The organism is Paenibacillus sp. FSL K6-2859 (assembly GCF_038008265.1).
GTDB classification, from domain to species: Bacteria; Bacillota; Bacilli; order Paenibacillales; family Paenibacillaceae; genus Paenibacillus_AQ; species Paenibacillus_AQ nitricinens.
The window spans coordinates 3,413,561-3,438,087 of record NZ_JBBOYU010000001.1 but is presented as its reverse complement, the minus strand read 5'-3'; the positions used below and the strand labels follow the sequence as shown (position 1 = coordinate 3,438,087).

Genomic DNA, 24,527 nt, shown 5'->3' with positions numbered 1-24,527 from the left:
GCGCTTTTTTAAACGGTCATGATAAGAATTAACTTTCTTAATTGACAGCTACAGTATAATTTTTTGTACGTACATTTGTCAATTAAATTGTTATATATACATACAAATGTGGAGATGATAATGATTTAACTGTATAAAAAAAGAGCCCCTTTCTATTTTTTTCGCAGTCATGCTATAATTTGTACATACAAATTCACCAAATACACGAATAACTTAGCGAACAAGTATGGAAAGAGGAATTACATGAAACCAAAGTATCAATTGATATTAGATGACATAAAAAGCAAAATCCTTTCGGGAGATTACAATGTTGGTGAACAAATCCCTACTGAGTCTGCTTTACAGTCCATGTATGAAGTTAGCCGGCAGACTGTTCGAAAAGCAATTTTAGAACTTTCCAATGAAGGCTTCCTGCGAAGCGAAAAAGGGTCTGGTACTTATGTTAGCAACCACTATCGTTCGAAGACCGGCGGGAGTTCCCATAAGAAGACAATCGGTGTAATCACGACCTATATTTCCGACTATATCTTTCCTTCCATTATCCGTGGGATCGAAAGTCGGCTAAATGAGGATAATTATTCTTTACTATTAGCTAGCACCAATAACGATGTTGCTCAAGAAAAAAAGGCGCTGGAAATGATGCTCTCCTACGGTGTAGATGGTTTAATTATTGAACCGACGAAAAGCAATCTATATAACCCCAATATTGCTTACTACCTCTCTTTTAAGGAACAGGATATTCCGATAGTAATGATTAATGCCTTTTATGAAGAAATAGAACTGCCGTACCTTTGTCTTGATGACGTGCAGTCCAGCTATTTGGCAACAAAAGAGTTGATAACCAAAGGCCACACCCAAATAGGACTCATTGCAAAAATGGATGATTTACAAGGAAAATATCGGATGAAAGGGTATATTAAAGCGCTCGGAGAATCCAAATTACGATTTTATCCTGAGCAGATTTTTTCATTCAACACGGAGACAAAACAGACGTTATCTACAGACTTGAAGGATTTTCTGAATAAAAATAGAGATACGCTCACTGCTATTGTTTGTTATAACGACGAGGTTGGATTGGAAGTGGTCCATGCCTGCAGACAGCTGGAAATCACTATTCCGGAGGAATTATCGATTATTGGACAAGACAATTCTTATATTGCCAAAAACGCGAACATCAAACTAACCACCTTGACACACCCACAAGAAGCCATGGGACGAGATGCAGCAGATTGGGTCATTAAGAAACTACAAGGAAAAAAAGACCTGCCCAACAACACTTATTATCAGCCTGTGTTAATTGAAGGTGAGACTGTAGTTGAGAGATAGATTACATTTGCAACCCACCAGTCATGGCTGGCGGGTTGCTTTTTTCATTTTGTCTCTACATTAAGCAGTCCGTCTCCAACTTCCATGTGTGGAATATTTACTGGATTTCCAGATAATCAAGGTAAGCATCCCATGTTCCGTTATCAGCTGTTACGACGAGCTGGATCTCTTGATTTCCGGTTCCATGACTGACATTGTTTAGCGTATAAACGGCTGGACTGCTTCCCCCGAAGTAAAAGGTACCCTTGGTTACACCCCCGATTTTCAAATCGACCCTCGCCATAGTGGAGTTATTCGAAGCCCCGCGGAGTGAAAAATTATGGGTACCGCTCGAGAAATTTTGTGTGTATTTCACTAAATCATTGTTGGCGTATAAAGCAACTCCGGAGAACGGTGAGCTTATATTGGCAGTATACTGACCACCTTTGGTCATGTTTTCAGCTTCAATCTTTGTGCTTGTGCCAGGACTTGGTGTAGATGATGGCGTTGGTGTTGGAGTAGGTGTCGTACCTCCGCTATCAGGTGCGACTGCCCGGCCTGTGCTCGTCGAGATCATGCCAGAGCATAGACCGCGGTTCTTGAGATTCTGTGCAATCTGTGGAATCGCTTGAACCGTAGTTTGGTACTGATCGTGCATAAGGATCACGTCGCCATTTTGCATTGTACCTACAGCATTTACAATCTGAGCGGTACTGGCTCCATTCCAGTCCTGGGAGTCAACGTTCCATAAAACTTCAGTGAGACCATTTTGGGCCTCAATGGACTTTAAAGTTGCGTTAGTCTCACCATATGGCGGACGAAACAACTTCGGAGCCGTGCCCGTTATAGACTGTAGTGTCGTTTGCGTGTTTGTAACCTCTGATGACATTTGTGAGGTGGTCAGTTGGGTCAAATGCGGATGAGACCAGGAATGATTCCCAATCCACATGCCTGCTGCCTTCTGCTGGTTTACTAGGGACGGATTATTTTGGGCATTCTGTCCAAGGTTGAAGAACGTTGCACGCAAGCCGTTTTGTTGTAGTGCATTAAGTAGTGTTACAGTGTTGTTAGGGTTCGGACCATCGTCATAGGTTAATGCTACATAGCCGTTCGAACAATCGGCCGCGAGAGCCTTGTCACCAGTCATCGTCAGTGAGCCTGTAAATAAGAATACGACTAGCGACGCAATGGCCGTCCATTTTATTACGTTGGCTCTAATCATCTTTTCATCCCTCCTAGCAACTTTACCTCTTCAAATCTTTCCATTAAATAAACGCATTCTCTTTGGTCTCATTTGCTTTCCTCCTCTTGGTTGTACTGCAACTAGTCTTACTAAGATGCTGTGCAACCCGTTTGATCAACCTCCTTTTTATTCCATATTTATAAATGTAAGCGGAAACAATTAAATTCTAACATTGTCCCAATTTTTTCATATGCATAAACTAAAGCTTATATCGTGAAAAGTTTAGATCTTTTGTAGTTGGAAATAAACGAAATTAAATAAGCTGCTTCCGGTTGAGTACCGGAAACAGCTTATTGGTAAGAACATTTTAATCACTGTCATGGAGTCCAAACTTAAAAGAAAATAACCTTCCCGCCGTTTACTCACCACGACTCACACGAAAACCTTGATCAGGTCCCATGCCATTTGCCTCAAACTTGCCCTGAAAAGATATCTCGTTGTTTGTGATGTTGCCGATCCAACCACCACCCTTTACAACCCGGAAAGAACCGATATCACTTCCCATGTCCCCGTACCAGTTCCAACACCATTCCCTGACATTTCCAGACATATCATAAAGTCCTAACTCATTGGGCTTTTTGACACCGACGGATTTTGTTTTATTATTGTTGTTTTCAATGATAGGCCAGTTCCATTCACCCGTTAAGTATTTATCTCCAGCATTTTTCCAATACCAAGCTACTTCATCTGCATTATTGCTTCCACTGTATGTGTAACTCTTGCTTAATTGACCTCCACCTGCAGCATACTCCCACTCTGCTTCTGTCGGTAAGCGATAACCATTAGCTCCCACATTGATCGTTACGGTCCATTTTATAATATCATTATCGCTCTTATTATTTGTGTCTTTCTTATTCTTATCTATATTGTAATAGGGTTTTAAACCCTCTTTTATACTCCGCTTATTACAGTACTCAACAACGTCATACCAGCTAACCATTTCAACCGGCAAATTGTCGCCCTTGAATTCTGAAGGATTGCTTCCCATCACCTCGATCCATTCTTTTTGAGTTACCTCATATTTACCAATATAAAAGTTGGATAAGGTTTCACCATTGTAGTTGGATTTTGAGTTTATAAAAGTCCCTCCCTCTACAAATACATTGTCATTACTCGTTTCAGGCTTTTCTTGTGAGCAAGCGCTGATAACAACTACTGTTGCTATGAATAGGAAACTCAATAGTTTTCTCATTGATTTATCTCCTTTGAACGGATAGGAAAATAATAAGTCGTGACGATGATCTTAGTAGTATGTAAGTAATCTTTTGGAATAAATAAGGCCGCCGGTTGTGAGACCGGCAGTCCTTAGTACTTTCATCGATTAAGAGCCTGATGTTTATTGGTTACCACACGGTTACGTTAGAGCTCCCACTACTTTGATATCCCTCAGTAGCTAACACTTGGTAAGCCCAACTACTACCCAAATTCATTCCATAATTCTTCCATGCATTAACGTGGTTGCTAAAAGTGATAGCGGCATTGCTTCCAGTTGCTCTCTTCGACTGTCTTACACTCCAGAACTGTGTGAATGTAGCAGTGCCGTCAATGGAAGGTGCGTTGGTTCGCGTAGTGGTATAAATATCATAGGTGCCTCCATCACTGGTCACGGTGCCTTTAAATGTTCCAGTTGGTCTATAAGTGCCCCAGCTATCAACAACGTAATACTCTATGAGTGAGTTTCTCGTCCATCCATAGAGTGTCAAATATCCATTACCGGACGGAGCCCAGACGCCGGCATTGTAGTTTATTGTTCTTGTAGGTGATCCGGTATTCCAGCCCTTACCGACAACAAAATTCCCGGTATTCGACCATGTAACACTGTAATTACCACCTGATCCATTGGTAGCATTTACTGTTCCACCACCATCGGTCCAATTTTGCCAATAATCTGTCGCTGCATTTGTGGTTGCTGCGAACAGGCTAAAGCTCATAGTTGCTGCGAAGAATACAGTCAAGATTTTCTTATTCATCTTAAACATAATCTACCTCCTAAGATTTTTTTGACTACATACTACTTGACTGAACTCTAATATTCCAAGCAATCGTCTGAGGTTTACTTTGTTGTTTGGTGAGAATCCCGGTATCCCACATCCTTCCATTTATATAATTGTAAGCGATTTCAACTAGAAGTTTATCATAGCTTACTTACATTTTATCTGTTCAAATTAAAGGTTTTACCCCAAAAAGTATTGTTCTTTTGTATTTGTAAATGGGGATATAAAGCAGTTGCTTACAAAAAGGGAGGATAGAGCCCCCCCATTTCAAAACTCCATAATAGAAGACAATAAATCCCTAAATGATCACATATAATGGAAGTTCGTTTAACGATATACTTTTATGTGAGCGTTAACATTCTGTTGCTGGAGGTGGCTCTTATTCGTGTATGCTCGTATCATCACCCTAGTGAATAATCTTAAACTCAGAACGAAGTTATTTCTGTCATTTGGCTGTGTTGTGCTTATTCCAGTCTTAATTGTAGGACTGTTCCTCACTATTGAACTACGGAATATGGCAATGGCTAATGCGCTGGAGCAGATTACCGCTAACGTGGATCGGGTGAAGAAACGGACAGGCGAAATGCTTAACGTTCCGATCGACATCGCTTACCGTCTATCAAATGACAGCCGACTTGAAGAGGTAGCTAATCATCATTATGAATCTGTCTATGATGTCGTGGAAGCTTACTGGAATTATCCTGATTTCCGTGATTTTGTCCGACTGTACAACGAAGTTTCCAGCATCCGCTTGTATATTGATAATCCAACGATTCTAGACAACTGGGAGTTTCTACAGACGAGCGAGAATGTTACACAAGAGCAATGGTACCAAACTGCGCTCAATCAAAGAGGACTGGTGTGCTGGAATTATATACGGGATAACCGTAATGGACGTTATTATCTAAGTCTAATCCGAAAGTTGAATTTTTTTAAGGAGAGAACCACAGGGGTCCTAGTTGTGAATGTAAATACGAATAAACTAAATGCTATCCTTAACCAGGAATCATTTGAAACGCTTATTATGGATGAGAACGACAATATTGTCGCCTCCAATCGGGTAGATACACAAGATAAATCACTGACGAACATTGACCTCATAACCCTATCTGATACAAGTCAAGGTCCCCACAATGTAACCATTGACGGTAAACCTTTCAAAATGGTGATCGATCACTGGCAGCCAGGCGGAAGCTTGAACAGCCTGCGTATCATTTCAATTTTTTCTGTTGCAAGCATTGTCGATGAGCCCAACCAAATTATTTTCCTAGCATCAATTGTAGTTCTTTCGGCATTGTTTATGGCTATTCTCTTAATTTATTATGTCTCGCGACTACTCACTGGAAGGATACTGCATCTTAGCAAGCATATTTCGAAGGTCGCTTCGGGTAATTTAGAAGCCACGCTTGTTATTGACGGCAAAGATGAAATCGGTCAGCTCGCCAGACAATTTAATCATATGGTACGGAACATTAATGAACTAATGAGTGAGGTTCAAGAATCCAACCGACAGAAAAATGCGATCCAGCTTAAGCAAAATGAGATTAAGTTCAAGATGATGGCCAGCCAGATCAACCCCCACTTTCTCTTCAATGCCCTGGAATCAATCCGAATGAAAACCCTAGTTAGGGGACAAGCGGATATTTCTCAAGTCGTTCGACTGCTAGGGAAAATGATGCGTAAAAACCTTGAGGTTGGCAATGGGATGATCAGTCTGCAAAGTGAGCTTGAAACCGTAAGCTGTTATCTAGTCATCCAAAAATTCCGTTATGATGACAGACTCACGTATGAGCTTCATGTGGACCCAAGGGCGAACCCTTTACAAATCCCTCCTTTGATTATTCAACCTCTGGTAGAGAATTGTGTCATCCACGGACTTGAGAATCGAATAGATGGCGGCATGATCCGTGTAGAAATCCGCTTAGAAGACCATTATTTAAAGGTTCAGGTATCTGACAATGGAGCCGGTATCTCAAAAGCGCGAATACAAGAAATTATCAAAATGCTAGATCATAATGATGACTATGAAACTAATAGTATTGGGATTCGCAATATTCATTTACGGCTCCAGCTGACCTACGGCCCGCAATTTGGGCTAACTTTAACAAGTCAAATCGGATTTGGAACGCAAATCAGCTTTGCAATCCCATTAAGGAGTGATTCATATGTATAGCGTGTTGATTGTCGATGATGAGCAGGCGATTCGTGAAGGACTTGTTGCTTTGCTAGACTGGGAGAGTCTTGGATATCAGGTCGTTGATTCCGCAGCGAACGCCTTAGAGGCAAAGCATAAATATGACCTTTACTCCCCTGATTTAATGATCGTAGATATCCGTATGCCCGGTAGAGATGGTCTAGAGCTTGTTGAAGAGCTGAGAGCTCTCGATCCTGAAATGCATATCATTATCCTCAGTGGCTATGCTGATTTCAGCTATGCCAAGCGTGCGATGTTTTTTGGAATTGATAACTATTTGCTCAAGCCGGTGGATGAAGCTGAATTGCAGTCATACTTAGAAAATCTGTCCATTGAGCTGCATGCACGTATAACCCATCATAAGAAACAGGCTGCAGTTAAGGAATGGAGCCGGGAAATGCTGGTTCAATCCTTGCTATTGGATCGAAGCATGCAGACTTTACCCATATTGGAGGCAACCGTACGCGAAGCAGGACTCCTTTGGGATTCCTATCAGGTGGTCCTAATTCGGCTGCTACTTCAGGACAATTCAGACCACGGACCTTCAACGGTCATAAAGACAAGACTTACAAATAGTTTTGAAGAACATGGCTGGGGCATAGTATTGTTGCTAGATTCTTATTTGGGAGTTTTGCTGCAGCCCTCATTTCAGAAAGAGCTTGTACGTAAATTAATGGTCCAAAATATACAGGAAGTAGTATTTGAACATGGACTTGAATGTATCATCGCTGCAGGTGATATGGTGAACAACTTGGAGGATATCTCGGTCTCCCACCAATCTGCTCTTACAAGGATGAAGGAGCATTTTTTCTACGATGAACCGGAGATGATTGGACCGGATTCCATAAAAATAAAGAAAGAGCTGATAGTTAGTCCAGAGGAAATAGAGAACAGGCTGGAGTCCGTTGTGGAACGAATATTTTTTTGTATGGATACTGGCAGCAGTGCGTTACTCTTTACCCTGATTCAAGAAGCTGGAGAGCTTATGATTACCGCCGATTATTCCGAGATGGGCGTGAAATCGCGTTATGTGCGTATTGTCTCTCATCTACTAAATAAACTCTCTCTTCAATATAAGGAGCAGAGTCCTCTCCACAACGACATGGATGAGCAAATTGAACAAATATATAAACATACCTCTCTGCCTCAATTGCAACGGTATACCACCACTCTTCTGGAGCATTATGCAAAAGATATTGCCCGTGACGATATGGAGGTCTTCCTAAAGCGAATGCTGGACCTCATCCATCGGCATTATAATGAGAATCTTAAGCTTGATACGCTTGCGGATGTATTCAGTTACAGTAGCGCTTATTTGGGGAAGCTTTTTAAGAACAGCACGGGGTATTCCTTTAACAGTTATCTGGATAAAGTCCGCATGGAAAAGGCCAAGGAGCTATTAATTCAAGGCTACAAAATCCATCAGGCCGCAAACGAAGTTGGCTTCAGCGATGTGGATTATTTCCGTGAAAAATTTAAAAAGCTTGAAGGTATCTCTCCCTCAGACTACCGCAGAAAGAACTTGATTTAATTTTACTTTTTCAGAAAACGCTTACGAAAATGACGGATTCCCCCCTGTTTTTTATATGAAATATTCGGGTGTTTCCTACACTTTCTATAGATTATGATTATGGCATATCGAAGGAGGGACATAAATGAAAGCGATTACCTCAAAAGCTCAATCTGAGCCGAAGAAGTCAACCTCACGCTTTTGGCCAACTTTTTTACAGCAAAAATACCTCTATATGATGGCCTTTCCATTTGTGCTCTGGGCATTTGTATTCAATTATTTGCCTTTATGGGGATGGACAATGGCTTTTCAGAAATACAAGCCCGGGAAATCCTTTTTCGAGCAAAAATGGGTCGGCTTACAGTACTTCAGAGAGCTTATTCAGGATGATCAATTCTTCAATGCACTTCGCAATACGCTCGCAATGAGCATCATGGGCCTATTGGCCGGATTCATCATTCCCATCCTCTTTGCCATCCTTCTGAACGAGTTGCGACTACAGTTTCTAAAACGGTTTGTGCAGACGGTCTCGTATCTCCCCCACTTCGTATCATGGGTGGTGGCTGCCGGGATTATTACCAAAATGCTCTCTACCGATAACGGTGCGGTAAACGACCTACTGCTGGGTCTTCATCTAATCAGTGAGCCTATTCAATTTATGGCTAAAGGTCATTTATTCTGGGGAATCGTCACGGCTTCGGACGTTTGGAAGGAAACCGGATGGAACACCATCATTTATCTTGCAGCCATCTCAGGCATTGGTCCAGAGCTTTATGAAGCAGCGCGGGTAGATGGTGCAAGTCGCTTGCAGCAAGTGCGAAACATTACACTTCCAGGTATCCAGACAACGATCATTATTTTGCTCATCATTTCCATCGGGCATTTAATTAGTATTGGGTTCGAGAAGCAGTTCCTGCTCGGTAACAACCTGGTGCGCGATTATTCTCAGACACTGGATTTGTACGCGCTGAACTATGGTCTGGGCATGGGTCGATTCTCCTTCGGTACGGCCATTAATATCTTTAATTCTGTAGTGAGCGTGATTCTGCTGTTTGTCGCCAACGGGATATTCAAAAAAATAACAAAGGAAAGCATCATATAGGAGGCCCTTATGCTAAGTAAAAAACTGGCCACCGTATCATGGTCGGACCGTATCTTCGATCTGGTAGTCTATATAGCGATCACTGTAGTGACCATAGTTACGCTATATCCTTTTCTGAATGTGTTGGCCATTTCCTTTAATGACTCCACAGATAGCATTAAGGGTGGAATCACGATCTATCCTCGCGTCTTCACTTTTAAGAACTATGAGACGATCTTTGCGTATTCTGGTCTGATGACCGGACTCAAAATCTCGATCTTGCGTACGGTGATTGGCACGATTCTTGGGTTGGTCAGTGCATCCATGTTAGCTTTCACTCTGAGTCGGGTAGACTTTCAAGCCCGAAAGTTCGTCTCTACATTTCTCGCGCTTACAATGTATGTCTCTGGGGGTCTCATCCCTGGTTACATCTTAATCAAGGATCTTCATATGATAGGAACCTTTAGTGTGTATGTCCTCCCCGGTCTTGTCAGTGCATTTAATGTATTTGTTATCCGTTCCTTTATCGATGGCTTGCCCTATGCGTTGCAGGAATCCGCTAAGCTGGATGGGGCTAATGACTTCACAATTTATTGGCGGGTTATTCTTCCGTTGACCAAACCTGCGCTAGCAACCATCGCTCTCTTTTTAGCCGTTGGCCAATGGAATTCATGGCTGGATACTTATCTCTACAATGGTTCCAAGGATGCGTTGACTACCCTGCAATTCGAGCTTATGAAGGTCATACAGAGTACGACAACTAATGCGGACAATTTCCGAGGTCGCAATATGACGGAGGTTATGGCACAAATTTCTCCGGAATCCGTCAAAATGGCAATCACGATCGTAGTCACAGTGCCTATTCTAATCGTCTATCCATTTTTGCAGCGCTACTTTGTTAAAGGAATGACTTTGGGTTCAGTAAAGAGCTAATACGCTTATGGTATCAGCAGGCTCAGCCTGTATACACAATAATTTTTTGACCAGAAAAAGGAGGGTTTCTATTCATGACAAGAAAGACAGTAAAATCGCATGTGATATGGATGGTCATGACTTTACTGATCAGTGTACTGGCAGGTTGTAGCGGATCAAGTAACAAAACAGCAGATAACAACGTAGAAAATAAATCTACGAATGAAGTCAGTGCCACTGCAGAAGCTACCGCGGAAGCAACTGCACAAGCCGAAGATTTAAGCCCGCTGACACTCTCCTTCTTCGCAGAAGATCCAAATCCGAACTGGAACAATATGAAAGACGACATCAGTAAAGTGATTACAGAGAAAACAGGCGTCACACTCGATGCTGAATTTGCGGTAGGTGATCCACAACAAAAAATCGCATTGATCGCTGCTGGTGGTGATTATCCGGATATTATCTCCGCCAAAGCGGATATCGGTAAACTTGTAGACGCTGGAGCAGTCATCGATCTAACCGAATTCATCGACAAGTATGCACCTAATATTAAACGTGTACTCGGCGACAACCTTGCTCGGGCAAAATATACGAATGAAGACCAATCCATTTATGCCATTCCGACCTGGGCGGCAGTTGATGAGAAGAAATTTGTGGCTGGCGGCGGTTTTGAGCTTCAACATCGTGTCTTGAAGGAAGCCGGATACCCTGAAATCAGAACAGTCACCGATTATGAGAATGTAATTAAAGCCTATCTGGAGAAGCATCCAACTGATGAAAACGGCAATAAGAACATTGGAGTCTCCCTGAACGCAGATGATTGGCATATGTATATTTCTGTCACTAACCCTGCTGTTGCTACGACAGGTGGTTCGGATGACGGAGAATATTATGTTGATCAAGAAACCCATGAGGCGATTTACCACTTCCGTCGTCCGGAGGAGAAAGAGTACTTCCGCTGGCTGAATCATATGAATGACATCGGATTGCTCGATAAAGAGAGCTTTGTGCAAAAGTATGACCAATACAAAGCTAAAGTAGCCACTGGACGGGTTCTAGGTTTGATTGACCAGGATTGGGACTATAATGATGCTCAGCAGGCGTTGAAGACGGCAGGCAAGTTCGAACAAACTTACGGTCATTATCCGGTAACTTTAACGAAAGAATACAAGGAAACTAGCTTCTGGCCTACCGGCTTCATGGGTGGCTATGGCATCTCAATCTCCAGCACAAACCCAGACCCGATTCGTACAATTAAGTTCCTTGATTTCCTCGCTTCTGACGAAGGACAAATCTTGAACAATTGGGGAATTGAAGGTAAGCATTATGTGGTGGAGAACGGCAAACGGGTCGTTCCAGCAGATGTACAAGAACGTATCAACAATGACAATACAGCCTTCACTAAGGAAACCGGAATCGGCTTCTACTGGAATATGATGGTTCATTACGGAGACGGCGCTAAGGATGCAAGTGGTAATTATTACACTAAAAACTTCCCCGAACAACTTGTACTTGGGTATAGCGATATCGAGAAAGAAACTTTAGCCGCCTACAAGGCAACAACTTGGAAGGATCTATTTCCGAAAGAAGAAGAATTCATTGAAAAAGCCTATGGTGCAGCATGGAATATCGCGATTCCAGGTGAAGATGAGGTCACCATTCTAGGCAACAAAATGAGAGATATTACATGGAAACGTATTCCGGAAGCCATTCTTGCCAAACCAGCAGATTTCGATAAAATCTGGGATGACTACATGGCAGCTTTAGAGAAAGCCGGCGTAGAAAAAATGGAGAAAGGTTACACCAAATACGTGCAGGATCGTGTTGCCTTATGGAGTAATAAATAAAAATACTCTGAGTCGTGCAGATGTCCGCACGGCTCTTTACGTTTCCCCCTACTCAATTTTCCAGAATAAATCACCTCCAAGAATGGCATTATAAGGTAGACGGTTCCGGTTTATTTAGGAGGATGAGGAAAATCAAAACAAATATTACGTTTATTCAAGCCATTATGATTATTATGCTGAGCACAGGCCTTCTAAATCATGTCATTATCATCCCCATCCTATTGGACGCGGCAAAACGTGACGCATGGATCTCAGTGCTGCTTGCTGGGGCATGTGCGCTAGTTTGGATCTTTATCCTGCACATTAGTACTACCAAAATCAAAAAGCAACATCTTTTCGCTTGGCTGGCAAAAGCTTACCCTCCTATCGTGAGCCATATTCTTTCGGTATTCGCTTGTGTATATTTGTTTCTCTTATGCATGCTTACAACTAGGGACACTGTCTACTGGGTGCATCTAACCTTTTCTCCAGAGACACCTATACTGGTCCTTACTTTCATATTGCTATTAATTTCCGTAATAAATGCATATTTAGGTATTCAATCTCTCGCTAACACCGCTGGTATTTTGTTGCCTTTTGTTGTGATATTAGGTTTTTTTATAATGATTTCTAACACAACGCATAAAGATTATTCCTTGTTAAGGCCGATGCTTGAGCACGGTATGCAGCCCGTTTGGAATGGGACAGTGTACGTAGGCGCAGGTTTTGTTGAGGTCATCATGCTTTTCTTTATGCAACACCACATCAAATCACGATTGTCATATCTATCGTTTATGATCATGATCCTGCTTATCTTAGGCCTAACGATGGGACCGATTATTGGTGCAATTGTTGAATTCGGTCCGGATGAGGCTGATAAACTCAGATTTCCCGCGTATGAAGAATGGAGATTACTAACGATTGGACGATATATTGAGCATCTGGACTTTTTTAGCGTTTATCAATGGTTCAGTGGTGCTTTTCTGAGAATTTCCTTAACCATGTTCCTTATTCTCGATATACTCCAAATTCAAAGTAAAAAAGTGAAAATGTTGGTTCTTGGGAGCATTTCTTTAACTATTGTAGTGTTCACAGCCATACCTTTTAGTGATCAATTTTTTCTGAGCATGTTAGCTCATTATGTACTTCCCTTTTCTTTATGGGGCGTACTCGCTTTTTCTGTAATTATTGCAGGGCTGATTAGCTTGGCTCAACGAAAGGGGAAAGTAACATCATGAAAGAGCCTGAGCAAAAGGAGTTAAATACGTTCGAGAATATGTTCTCACGAATATTTGGTTCAAGCTCAGACATTAAGAGACTGACTCTCTCTTTGTCTGACTCTGACAATGCCGTTCAACTGGTTTATTGCCAGGGGTTGTGCGACGAAATCAAAGTAGAAGAATACATCATACCCGAATTAAAAAAGATTCCGGAATCTATCCTCACATCCCATGAACTCGATCTCATGCAAAAGGTTCCGTTTCACATGACCACCCTTCCATCAAGTGAAATTGAAATTGAAAATTCAATGATTGACACTGTGCTGAGTGGTGATCTTTTCCTTCTATTTACGCCATCAAATCAAAGTTATCTCGTGAAATTAGCTGATCCTCCTAAACGACAACCTGAGGAACCAAATACGGAAGTGTCCACACGGGGGCCTAAGGATGGCTTTACGGAAGAATCATTTACCAATATTGCCCTTATTCGAAAAAGGCTCAAGACCGAATTATTAGCGGTTGAAGAATTCACGATTGGAACCCAAACCTCGACTGAAGTTCATCTTTTATATCTCAAGGAAACGATTAAGCCTCATGTACTTAATGAAATCAAGTCAAAACTAAACAGCATTCAAATCCAAGGATTGGTGAGTAGTACCCAGCTTGAAGAAAGTTTGACTAGATTTTCATTCTTTCCATTATTCTCATATACGGGCAGACCTGACTATGCAGCGAATTCAATTCTTCATGGAAAATTCGTGCTGTTAACGAATGGTTCACCTACTGTAATTATTGCGCCAGTGAGCTTTAGCTTCTTATTGAATACTTCGGAAGATGCACATATGGTAAATATCTTTGTTGCTTTTACTAGGTTATTAAGAGTCCTAGGTGTGATGCTTTCCCTGTTTTTACCGGGCTTTTGGATTGCGCTTACTACGTTTCACCAAGATCAAATTCCCTTTACACTGCTTGCAACATTAGTGAATTCGAGACAAGGCGTACCTCTTCCGGCTCCTCTGGAAGCAATTGTGATGCTCATTTTATTTGAGATTTTTCGAGAAGCCGGGATGAGATTACCTACCGCTTATGGCCAGACCTTATCGGTAGTTGGAGGTTTAATTATCGGTCAGGCAGCCATTAGTGCCGGCATTGCAGGCCCAGGTACGATTGTGGTTATAGCCATTTCAGTATTAGCTACCTTTACATTGGTGAACCAGTCATTAGTTAGCGTCGTTAGCTTGCTTCGAATTATTGTACTCTTTATCAGTGGGTTTCTAGGATTGTTTGGTACAATGACATGTCTGCTTTCGCTGGTGCTCTTTATGGTCAATTTACGTTCTTTCGGCACCTACTATCTTTCCCCTTTATCCCCGCTTCACTTGAAGGATTTTTATAAAGTTATTTTCAGAATGCCGTGGGGAAAAGGGAAATTTACAGACAATACGGGAACTAAAGGACGAGATCGATCATGAAATTGATCCGATGCATACTTATTACCGCTCTGCTCTCCACGCTGCTTACAGGTTGTTGGGGATCAAAAGAAATTGAGCATATGATCTATGTGAATACATTAGGAGTCGATTATGTAGATAACAAAGTCGTTGTTTATATTCAAATGGTTAACTTTAGTGGTATTGCGAAGAAAGAGGCGGGTCAGAGCCAGGAACAAAAAACTTTCATTGGAAAAGCCGATGGTGATTCGTTTGATAATGCGATATTCAATTTATATGCTACTAGTCCACAAAGAATTGTCTGGAGCAATGTGAAAACGATCGTATTTAGTGAAGCAGCGCTAAAGAAAACTAGCGTCATCAATCAAGTATTAGATGTATGGGATCGTTATTATGAATTTCGTTACACCGTTTGGACTATGGCGACCAACGAACCCATGGAAAAGGTGCTGAATACCTCTTCAATCGCTGATCTATCGGTGATTTACTCACAACTTAACAGTCCCATGCGAACCTATGAACAGAGCTCGATTATCGCTCCGCTATATCTGTACAAATTTATATGGAAATGGAGAGAGAAGGCCGAAACGGTGCTATTGCCTTATCTTAAGATTGCGCCAGACTGGACCAATAACCAAGCGCCTTCTCCCAATATTAGCATGACAGGGATCTGTTTTCTGCAAAATGATCAATTCCGTGGATGCTTGAAATCTAAAGATATTTTAGGAGTTCGATGGCTGGAAAAAAAGACACAAAGAACGCCAGTGGTAATCAAAGATGACAAAAAAGTATTAGCTGTGATCGTCATGAACAAAGTTAAATTCTCTATTCGTCCCAAGATGAAGAATGGCAAACCTGTCTTCGATATTAAAGTGTCTATGCAGGGCACACTTCCGGAGTTGAGCGCAAACCTTAATCGAGATGATCTTGAACTGAAAGCAATAAAAGTAATTGACGATCAGATTAGGGAAACTTACTTGAAAGGTTTAGAAATAAATGCCGATGTATATGGACTCTCAGGCATATTCTATCGTAGCCTTCCAAAGGAGTGGAACAAACTGAATGATAAGGGAATCTTACCGCTCGATTCAAGCAGCATCGAAAAGATTGATATCAGAGTGAATCTGACCAGTGGTGGGATATCTAAAATTGAAAATGAATATTCTTATAAGTTTAGGCACTAGAGGCTGACGAACAACTTTTGATTATCAAAGGTTGTTCATTGGCCTCTTTTCTTTCATTAGCTTCCCCCTCAGAAGGAGGAAATCATTGTCACAACGAATTAACAATATATCAAATTCTTTTTAAACTGGTGGGAGGGCTAAGATGCTGTATATAAAGGATTTTTTGTTACAATTACTGTTTGCCCTAACCCCCTTTGTCCTTTATACCATCTACTATCGTGACAAAGCTGAAAATTATTCAAGGCAATTCATTACCATAACCTGTATGATTTGTCTTTTCATGTCGATGTCATTTCCATTTACTGTGGAGGATGGAATTATATTCGACATTCGTTATGTGATCATGTTTTTCGGAATGGTGTATGGTGGTATGAGTACTGGAGTTTTTCTTCTCGTTGAATTTTTAACCTATCGCCTGCTTATAGGTGGGCAGGGACTATTTTCAGCGATCATTATTCTTTCCATCACCTTTAGCTTATCTGCGCTTTTATCCAACGTATACCGTCGCCGTTCCGAATACCGAAAACTTATTACATTCGTTGCAGGTTTTAGCTTTTCCGTCATTCCTATAGCTACGATGTTTGTAACGGAATATCAATATTCGATTCAGCATTTAAAGTTTAACATCCTGGTGATGCCAGTACTAAATTTCCTTGGAATTTGGATATTGATTTCTCTTTTTAATAAAGCAGTATCTGATAAGGAATTGTATTTGAGGTATCTACAAAGTGAAAAATCTGAAACGATTGCTCATGTAGCCGCTTCACTAGCCCATGAAGTCCGTAATCCACTTACAGCCGTTATGGGTTTCTTGAAATTATTAAAGGACGATTCTATCACCAGAGAAAAGAGTCAGAAATATATTGCTATTTGTCTTGAAGAAATTAAGCGGACTGAGGTTATTCTTTCTGAGTATCTTTCGATAGCTAAACCAAATCATGCAGTGGTAGAGAAAATTGAACTTGTGCAGCAGATCAACTCGATTGTAGAGATTATGACCCCGTACGCCATTATGAATAACGTCTCTTTGGAAATGCAACATTTGGAGGATAAACTATATATCTCTGCAAATCCTACTGAAATCAAACAACTGTTCATTAATTTTATAAAAAACGCGATTGAAGCTTGCGCTGTTCTCGCAACAGGTAATGTAAACATTCGTATCGAACGTCAATCCGAATATGCAAAAATAACAATCATTGATGATGGAGTCGGGATGAGCAACGAGCAGATGGAGCGACTTGGAATCATTTATTTTTCAACTAAAAGCAAAGGAACAGGATTAGGACTTACCCTTTCTTATCAATTCATCCGTTCGATGAACGGTGATGTAACTGTACGAAGTAAATCAGGAGAAGGAACTGAATTCATTCTCACTTTACCTTTGACTAATTAATATCGGAAAAATGTTCCAACAAAGCAAAAAAGACGCTCAGCTCAAACTTAGCGTTTGAACAGAGCATCCCGCTGAATCATTTAGTTCATAAACTTCAAGTATTGTAAAATTTGTTTAATCATCACCGCTGCCTCAGCACGTGTTGCTGCATCTTGCGGAGCAAATGTTGTTTCTGTTTTACCTTTGATAATTCCTTTGGCTGCTGCTTCTGTTACTGCTTGGGTAGCGTAACCTGAGATGCTAGCTTGATCGGTAAATGGAGTGCGCAATTGAGCTTCTGCTCTATGCTCTCCTTGCACAAGCTGAACAGCGTTCATGATCATCACGACCATTTGCTCTCTCGTAATTCGTGAATCCGGACTGAATTTCGCTTCACCAACGCCTTGAACCAAACCTAGTTTTGCTGCTGTGTTCACATCCTGTGCATACCACGCAGTTGTATTAACATCTGCAAACACATTCGATAGCGACTCTGTCGATAACCCTAGTCCTCTTACCAGTAGTGCTGCAAATTGAGCACGTGTAACTTTGCCTGCTGGTGCAAACGTCCGGTCTGACATTCCGTTAATGATCAGTTTAGAGGCTAAGGTCTCAACATCCTTTAGTGCCCAATGTCCCATCATATCATCGAATGTTTTCTTGTTCTGAACGATCGCGTATACGCCATTTGCTTGACTGAATATGGAGACTTCAGTCTTACCGTTCTTCACGGTGAACACCGATGGCACGAAGCGCATTTGTCCTGTAATCGGATCAAATATAACAGCGGTCGCAGTCGCTGGATCTTGAGTAACGCCATCCATATTTATGACATGTGTCATAAACGGATTTCCAAAGCGTTGAAGCTCTTCTTCTTTATCATTCGATTTTAGAATGACTTTGTACGCGATGATGTCACTTACCCGCTTCAATCCTTGTTCTAATTTGGATTGTTCAAACTTCTGCTCATGCTGTGAAGTCGCTTGATCCATTCGAATGATCAAAGTTGCACCCGTAACTTTAGCTGCTTTCTCAAGTTCTTCACGATTTAGACTGGCAAGCGGAAGTTCATAACTGCCTAAATGGCCTCTTAGTGTTATGATTGTGTCCTTATTCGCTTTCATACTGTTGTACAAGACATCCAATGGCAGATTGACTGCATTCCATGAAATCATTCCCGGAATCTCGATGTCAAGATTAGGACTTCCTGTTGCTTGGTTAAGTGCTTCTAATTTCTTCGCTAAAGCTTCCTTATCAATGTTAATGGTCAGGCTCGTAGTTCCGTTCTGTGCAGTTTCATTTTGTAGTTCTATACCAGTTGGCACATAACGATGTGGATCTTCTTTTGTAGGAGGGGTCGATGGTGTAGGTGTAGAACTCGTTGATGTCGTTGGGTTGCCTGGATTTGTTCCTGGGCTTAGAGTAGGCTCTGGGCTGTCATTTTGACCGCTTATCATAATCTCTTTTATTCCGTAAACTGTGGTGTTATCAACGGATGTTGCAACGACTTTCACAACGCCGTTCTTCGCAGCCGTCAACAACCCGTTTGTATTGATGATTGCTTTATCCGCTACAGTTTTTCCATCTGCTTCATAGACCGCCCACGTAACGGTTTTGTTCGTAGCATTAGCCGGTTGGACTTCCGCTTGTAACTGCAGCGTTCCTTTCGTCACTTCAATGGACGACGATGCGCTCGTAATCGAGATGGATTGTACTTTTACATGTTGATTCTTTGATGCCTCGAATACTTGATGAGCTGAATTTAAATCCAATGTTGCTTGTTCTAACTCAGTCTGGGTAGCTGAATCATTGTCAAGCACTTGCTGTGCTTCCATGATCGAATCCAATAATTTCTGTTTTGATCCAATCGGATACTGACTGACGTCCATTCCTTCCAAGGCTACATCATGAATGGCTTGAGCATCTGCGATACGCGCTGCAAGTTGTGCTCTATAAACATCCTCACTTATGATTACATTCGCAACAGCTGGAATCACCGTGCCGTCTACCACTCCACGCACGCTAAAGCTACCCGCTTCGGCATACTGTGAAGGATCGATTACGCCCCATACAACTGATTTATCTTGGGTTGTTCCATCGCTGTACACAGCCGTTACGACTGTTGGCAGCACTGGTGGAATTCCGGTCACCGTAGCTACATTGACTGGCATGATATTTGTAATCACTGGTGCGGCTACACGCACCCATTTCCCATAAAGAGTAATATCATTTGTTGGGACCGTATCAATAGTGAAATCCCATACTGTACTTAGTGCTTCGTCTTTATACCAATTTACAAACTTAAATCCTTCCCGAGTCGGTTCTGCAGGTGCAGTAATTTTCGTTCCGACTTCAGCCCCATACAAGGAAGAAATCGAACTTCCTCCATTACTGTTGAAGTTAATAGTCGTACCGGTATTGAGTTGGGAAACTTTCCACTCATCTTGCCAACTTATCGCAACTCTGCGATTCTCATTATCGAGTTCGAGCGGAAGCCAAACATATCTGGAATCACTCAGATTATTCGGGTACCAGCGATCGGCCATAAAGATAAATTTATTCGGCACGAGAGCGCCATTACCATCCCGATAAGGCAGTACAAATGTGCTTTGACTTCTGAAGGTAGTACCATCATAGTCGTTAACCATAGGATCGCCTTTATATTCCCACGGTCCAAACATTCCTTGAGTGGAGACGTGGTATTCGGCCCGATTAGGGTTCCAACCGGTCAAGCCGGACGAAATCATATAATAAGCACCGTCTTGTTTGAAAATAGCTGGCGCTTCTCTCTTGTAGCTAAATGCTCTCACATAGTGAGTTCCTTCTAAGGTTTCACCCTTCTCATTCTGAGCTGGACCTGTGTAATCATCATTCAACATCATGATCACGGTCGTTACATTTTCTTCGGAAGAATAAACCAAGTAGGCTTTATCATGCGTTGCTTCATTGCCATCTTCATCGACATACAAGGTCATATCTCGAAGCATTCCTTCATTGCCATCTTTATCACCTACATTTGGCAATCGGGATGTGCCAAGATATTTGAATGGTCCCGTCGGCGAATCGCTGACAGCAACACCACCTTCTGCTGTCCAATATTCACCAGCAATCGGCCCGTCTTGATGCCACCACATTACATAAGTGTTGTTCTTCTTGTTGTAGACGACTTTAGGACGCTCGACAACCTTATCCCAGTTGAAATCTTTATACATCTTTTGCTTCTCTTCATTCGAATAATTCACATACAGCGCATTTAACTCAGCGATTCGAGCCGGTGAATTGTGCTTACTGAGTGTATTGTTCGGCGCTTTCATGTTACCTGTGTAATCTTCATCTTTATTTTTAATTTCTACTTTCCTATCCGGATCATATGGTACCCCGCTATTCTTGTACGTTTCAGAATTTTCATCCAGATATAATGGAAGATCATTTCCAGCCGTCACTACATCTTCGCCAAGTTGAGGGTTATTGAAGACAGGCAATACGATGCCTTCATTTTGCCATTTGTACAAATCTTTAGACGAATATGCGTGAACTCCAGTAGGAAGATAACCTTCCGTCTTGTCTTCACCGTACCAGTAATATGTCTTGTTCTTTTCGTTATACAGAATACCTCCGCCATGCGCTTGAATCGGCACACCTTCCGTATCCAGCCATACTTCACCGCTCTTAATGGAACTTCTATTATTTACAGTCAAATAGACGTTATATAAATCGTTTATCTGCTTGGTGTAATGCGAAATGCTTTCTTCGGTTAAATCACTAAGATCACCCATCGTTGTGATTTGCTTTTCTATCGCAGCTTCCACCTTTGGACTAATAGATGACAATGTAAGCAAGTGATCGATTGCTGCTTGTAGTTTACTAGTATCAAAAGTCGCTGTTTGTTTTTGACTTACTGCAATTTCTGCTGTACTGAGTGTGTTACCGTCACCGCCAGTAGTTATAGCCTGAATCGCAATATATCGAGCTTCAACTGATTTGATTGTTGCAGATTGAACACTCGAGCTATAGTCATCAAAAGAGCCATTTGCTGCAAATTTAAAATTGTCGTCCAAATAAGCTTGCGTACCGACAGCGTCAGCAGGTAAATTCTTCAGGTTCGCATTGCTGTAATAGATTTTGAACTGTTTGATGCGGCCATTCGCCTTGTCTAGTCTTGGTGTAACAAGCACCTTCCCAACGTCAGGAACGCTCTCTCCCAGATCTATAACGATATAATCGCCCGATTTGTATTTCCGTCCATTCTTATCCCAGTTAGATTCGTAAAAGGTCGAAATATCGTTATCTACCATTAGACTAGCTGGATTCGCATGATAGGCTTCTGGTGTATAGAAAAGGCTCATTCCCTTAATATTTTGATTACTGTTTTGAATATTGGATATTTCAGTGAAGATAAGACTGGCAAATTTCACGATCTCTTCTTGAGTCGCTGATGCGCTCTTCAGCAAAGTATCAGCTTGAATAAGAATCGCGTCCAGATTCTTGAAGTAAGACTCATCTTTCTCAGAATTTGATTTGAACTTCTCTGCAGCTTGAATTGCGCTGTCTAAGCTGGAGAAATCCACTTTATATCCCTGCTTGTTAAAAATATTGATCTCTGCAGCAGATGCATATTGCTTACCTGCATCGCTTCTCGATTCAAGTGCAGTAAATCTAACATATTTAGCACCCTGTGCATTAAAGGTTGCTGTTTTCTCTGTCTTATCGGCATTCCAAGTTCCTTTTGCAACTACTTTGGTGAATTTATCACCATCGTCACTTACAGAAACTTCGAACTTAGTGATTACACCATTCCAGTCCGCATCCTGTCGTGGCAAATATTGAAGTTTATAGATACTGTTATATGCTTTACCGAGATTATAAGTAATGGAATGCGGAAGTGTAGAATATTCGTTGTTATATGCTGTATGCCATTTAGTCAAAATATCGCCATCAATAGTTTTCTCCGGTCCATCCTCAGATGCGGAATTGTCAGACGTTGCCTTCATCTGGCTTTGTGGGATAAGACCTTGGCCTAAAACGCTATATTCAACGTTCAGCTTGTAAACGATTTGTATGATCTCTTCCTGTGTTGCTAAAGTGTTCTTTTGAACAACTTTGGCTTCATCCACCAAATCTTGCAAATGCGATACATTTACATTTACGTTATTAGCTGAGATATAGTCTTCTGCTCTAGAAATTGCATTAGCGAGTAGAGTCGTATCAACTGTGAAATTGGACTTTCTCATAATATTTATCTCTGCAGCCGACGCGTACTTTGCTCCAGACCCATTACTTTCATCTACCTTTAGCCTTACAAACTTCGCTTTTCGCGAAGAAAACGTTGCAGTTTTTTCAGATTTATCATTCTTCCAGGTTCCTATCGCAACCGGTGTGAAGTTATCGCCATCCAAACTAACTTCAATGGTAAACTTCGTTACGATACCGTTCTCATCTTTATCTTGCCGAGGCAAATAGCTCAGCTTGTAGACATCATCATATTGCGCTCCAAGATCATAAGTAATCGAATGCGGTCCCGCATTATAAGGTTCCCATGATGTGTGCCAAATCGTCCAATTATTCCCATCCAATGTTCTTTCAGCTTCTTCACCAGACTGAGCACTACTTGCGGTTACCGTCATATCGTTTTGAGGAATAAGTAAGTTGCTTGTAAAAGAAGCTCCATCAATTACGAAAGTTGTAATGGATTTCGCGCTAACCGTCGCTTGCAGCATTTTATCCAAAACAGGAATTTTTCCCTTTTGTACGACATTCTCAGTCGCGGAAGAAACATAAGGCGTTGCATCCCCAGTGACCGTATCGAACTGTGACAAATCTAAAGAAATATTTTGACTGGTTACATTTGGATTTCTATATACAATATGAACTTTATTAGTTGAAGGATCATATGCAGCTAAGGTGTTATCATCATTGTCCCCAATGAAGTTGGAGCCCTGTGGAATAAATTTGCTGAATTGCTGCATGGCGTAATACTTCTTCGTATACCACCATTCTTGCGTGTCGAAATCCGCGTGAAGGAGACCCCAGTTCATGTTCTCCTTATCCTTCTGCATGTTCTTCTCGCTTTCAAACGCTTGCCAAGTAATCCAAGCCTTAGGCTCTAACCAAGTAATGTCTGTCATAATTCTTTCTGCCAATGCTAGTGCTGGCTCGAAATCATCGTGATCGTGCGCAATCCCAGAAGGACCTAAGTCTACTTCAGACATCCATAACGTCTTGCCTGCTTCTTTGGCGGCATCTCTAATCTCGGCACGCTTTGACCCACCGTAGGAGTGGGTATTCATTTTACCAATATTACTTTTTGTTGTCTCATCATAAGAATTCCAGTTACTAACAAAGGTATCCAGGATGGATTCATCCATGGCAGCAATTTGTACAGATTGTAGATTAGCTGCATCCAATTTAGCGCGTGTTGCATTAATGATCTTTATTTGGGAAGCAACATCCCAATGGGAACCCTCTTGACCTCCTCCAAATCCCCAATAATTCGTACTTGGTTCATTCACTGGTGAAAGATAATTGAAATCGATATTCCATTCTTCTTTAAAATGCTTAACCACTTCTGTCAAATAGTTAGCAAAATTTTCGTACTCATCTGGTTTCAAATTGTCTTTCGACGACTCCCAATGACCAGTCGTACTTCCACTGACCGTCATATAATACGGCGCAGAATTTGAGAATGCTTCCAGAATATTGGCGCCTCGTTCTTTAACCGCCTGCAGCCACCAACGCTGATTAGCATCTTGCGCCCAATCAAATACTCCAGGTGATGGCGAGAATCCGGGCACATCCCCTCCTTGGCGCATCGAATTGTAAGCAGGATTCTCTCCGCCGCCTATATTATATCTGGCAATATTAAAGTTTAATCCGTCTGGAGAATATAGTGCATCAGCCATTGCTTCTTTGACTTTATCGTTCCAACCGCCAGTGATATTACCGAACCAAGCAAGTGAGGTTCCCCATCCTTCCCAAGATTGCTGCAAATGGTTTGGATCTAGTTTAATCGTAGTATTCGCTGCATCTACCTTCTGGCCTGTTAAACCCATAAACATAGGTACAACCAAAGAAATAGAAAGAAAAGAAATAAATAACCTTCGTTTAGCTGTAGTGATCATCCAAATTACCCCCTTCTCATAAAAATAATCATAGAAACCACTTCGTAACTATCTTCCGATCAACCTTGCACACTATTTTTTAGATTCCACACACCTCCTTCATAGAATGTAAAC

Annotated in this window: 14 protein-coding genes; 10 read left to right on the top strand and 4 right to left on the bottom strand. The window is 41.5% G+C overall.

Going from position 1 to position 24,527, the window contains the following annotated elements; all coding sequences use genetic code 11:
- The first annotated feature begins 243 nt into the window (after positions 1-243).
- Positions 244-1,326: a GntR family transcriptional regulator gene (locus MHB64_RS15230; protein WP_094868774.1), complete on the top strand. Its 1,083-nt coding sequence runs from the start codon at positions 244-246 to the stop codon at positions 1,324-1,326.
- Between the two features lie 97 nt (positions 1,327-1,423).
- On the opposite strand, the gene MHB64_RS15225 is transcribed toward MHB64_RS15230, so the two are convergent.
- The 3 genes from MHB64_RS15225 to MHB64_RS15215 form a co-directional block, all read right to left on the bottom strand.
- A complete protein-coding gene (locus MHB64_RS15225) occupies positions 1,424-2,527 on the bottom strand; it encodes a polysaccharide deacetylase family protein (RefSeq protein ID WP_341134769.1) in 1,104 nt (367 codons plus the stop codon).
- Between the two features lie 379 nt (positions 2,528-2,906).
- Entirely contained in the window at positions 2,907-3,740 is an 834-nt protein-coding gene (locus MHB64_RS15220) for a formylglycine-generating enzyme family protein (RefSeq protein WP_094868772.1), read from the bottom strand.
- 151 nt (positions 3,741-3,891) lie between these two features.
- Entirely contained in the window at positions 3,892-4,527 is a 636-nt protein-coding gene (locus MHB64_RS15215) for a glycoside hydrolase family 11 protein (protein WP_094868771.1), read from the bottom strand.
- A 400-nt stretch (positions 4,528-4,927) separates the two neighbouring features.
- Between MHB64_RS15215 and MHB64_RS15210 the strand changes: the two genes are divergently transcribed.
- The 9 genes from MHB64_RS15210 (at position 4,928) to MHB64_RS15170 (ending at position 17,316) form a co-directional block, all read left to right on the top strand.
- The gene (locus tag MHB64_RS15210; protein ID WP_094868770.1) at positions 4,928-6,715 is read left to right on the top strand and encodes a cache domain-containing sensor histidine kinase; all 1,788 of its coding nucleotides are present in this window, start codon (positions 4,928-4,930) and stop codon (positions 6,713-6,715) included.
- Complete coding sequence (locus MHB64_RS15205) at positions 6,708-8,267, top strand: response regulator transcription factor (RefSeq protein WP_341134768.1); 1,560 nt, start codon at positions 6,708-6,710, stop codon at positions 8,265-8,267. Before MHB64_RS15210 ends, MHB64_RS15205 begins: the two co-directional genes overlap by 8 nt.
- A gap of 124 nt (positions 8,268-8,391) precedes the next feature.
- On the top strand, positions 8,392-9,348 hold the full coding sequence (locus MHB64_RS15200) for an ABC transporter permease (RefSeq protein WP_094868768.1): 957 nt from the start codon (positions 8,392-8,394) through the stop codon (positions 9,346-9,348).
- A gap of 9 nt (positions 9,349-9,357) precedes the next feature.
- Entirely contained in the window at positions 9,358-10,260 is a 903-nt protein-coding gene (locus tag MHB64_RS15195; RefSeq protein ID WP_094868767.1) for a carbohydrate ABC transporter permease, read from the top strand.
- Between the two features lie 74 nt (positions 10,261-10,334).
- Positions 10,335-12,086 (top strand): ABC transporter substrate-binding protein, encoded by a 1,752-nt coding sequence (locus MHB64_RS15190; RefSeq protein ID WP_341134767.1) that lies wholly within the window; start codon positions 10,335-10,337, stop codon positions 12,084-12,086.
- 122 nt (positions 12,087-12,208) lie between these two features.
- Positions 12,209-13,303 (top strand): GerAB/ArcD/ProY family transporter, encoded by a 1,095-nt coding sequence (locus MHB64_RS15185; protein WP_341134766.1) that lies wholly within the window; start codon positions 12,209-12,211, stop codon positions 13,301-13,303.
- Complete coding sequence (locus MHB64_RS15180; RefSeq protein ID WP_094868764.1) at positions 13,300-14,757, top strand: spore germination protein; 1,458 nt, start codon at positions 13,300-13,302, stop codon at positions 14,755-14,757. The genes MHB64_RS15185 and MHB64_RS15180 overlap by 4 nt, the downstream gene beginning before the upstream one ends.
- Positions 14,754-15,920, top strand: a complete 1,167-nt coding sequence (locus MHB64_RS15175) for a Ger(x)C family spore germination protein (RefSeq protein ID WP_341134765.1) — start codon at positions 14,754-14,756, stop codon at positions 15,918-15,920. Before MHB64_RS15180 ends, MHB64_RS15175 begins: the two co-directional genes overlap by 4 nt.
- Before the next feature lie 142 nt (positions 15,921-16,062).
- On the top strand, positions 16,063-17,316 hold the full coding sequence (locus MHB64_RS15170; RefSeq protein ID WP_341134764.1) for a HAMP domain-containing sensor histidine kinase: 1,254 nt from the start codon (positions 16,063-16,065) through the stop codon (positions 17,314-17,316).
- 80 nt (positions 17,317-17,396) lie between these two features.
- Here the strand turns inward: MHB64_RS15170 and MHB64_RS15165 are convergent, their stop codons facing one another.
- Positions 17,397-24,413, bottom strand: coding sequence for a discoidin domain-containing protein (locus MHB64_RS15165; RefSeq protein WP_341134763.1), 7,017 nt, complete (start codon positions 24,411-24,413; stop codon positions 17,397-17,399).
- Positions 24,414-24,527: the final 114 nt, after the last annotated feature.

Coding starts and splice junctions, on each gene's coding strand:
- MHB64_RS15190 (WP_341134767.1), top strand. CDS start 10,335: ATGACAAGAAAGACAGTAAAATCGCATGTGATATGGATGGTCATGACT.
- MHB64_RS15220 (WP_094868772.1), bottom strand. CDS start 3,740: ATGAGAAAACTATTGAGTTTCCTATTCATAGCAACAGTAGTTGTTATC.
- MHB64_RS15195 (WP_094868767.1), top strand. CDS start 9,358: ATGCTAAGTAAAAAACTGGCCACCGTATCATGGTCGGACCGTATCTTC.
- MHB64_RS15165 (WP_341134763.1), bottom strand. CDS start 24,413: ATGATCACTACAGCTAAACGAAGGTTATTTATTTCTTTTCTTTCTATT.
- MHB64_RS15225 (WP_341134769.1), bottom strand. CDS start 2,527: ATGATTAGAGCCAACGTAATAAAATGGACGGCCATTGCGTCGCTAGTC.
- MHB64_RS15215 (WP_094868771.1), bottom strand. CDS start 4,527: ATGTTTAAGATGAATAAGAAAATCTTGACTGTATTCTTCGCAGCAACT.
- MHB64_RS15205 (WP_341134768.1), top strand. CDS start 6,708: ATGTATAGCGTGTTGATTGTCGATGATGAGCAGGCGATTCGTGAAGGA.
- MHB64_RS15170 (WP_341134764.1), top strand. CDS start 16,063: ATGCTGTATATAAAGGATTTTTTGTTACAATTACTGTTTGCCCTAACC.
- MHB64_RS15180 (WP_094868764.1), top strand. CDS start 13,300: ATGAAAGAGCCTGAGCAAAAGGAGTTAAATACGTTCGAGAATATGTTC.
- MHB64_RS15200 (WP_094868768.1), top strand. CDS start 8,392: ATGAAAGCGATTACCTCAAAAGCTCAATCTGAGCCGAAGAAGTCAACC.
- MHB64_RS15230 (WP_094868774.1), top strand. CDS start 244: ATGAAACCAAAGTATCAATTGATATTAGATGACATAAAAAGCAAAATC.
- MHB64_RS15175 (WP_341134765.1), top strand. CDS start 14,754: ATGAAATTGATCCGATGCATACTTATTACCGCTCTGCTCTCCACGCTG.
- MHB64_RS15185 (WP_341134766.1), top strand. CDS start 12,209: ATGAGGAAAATCAAAACAAATATTACGTTTATTCAAGCCATTATGATT.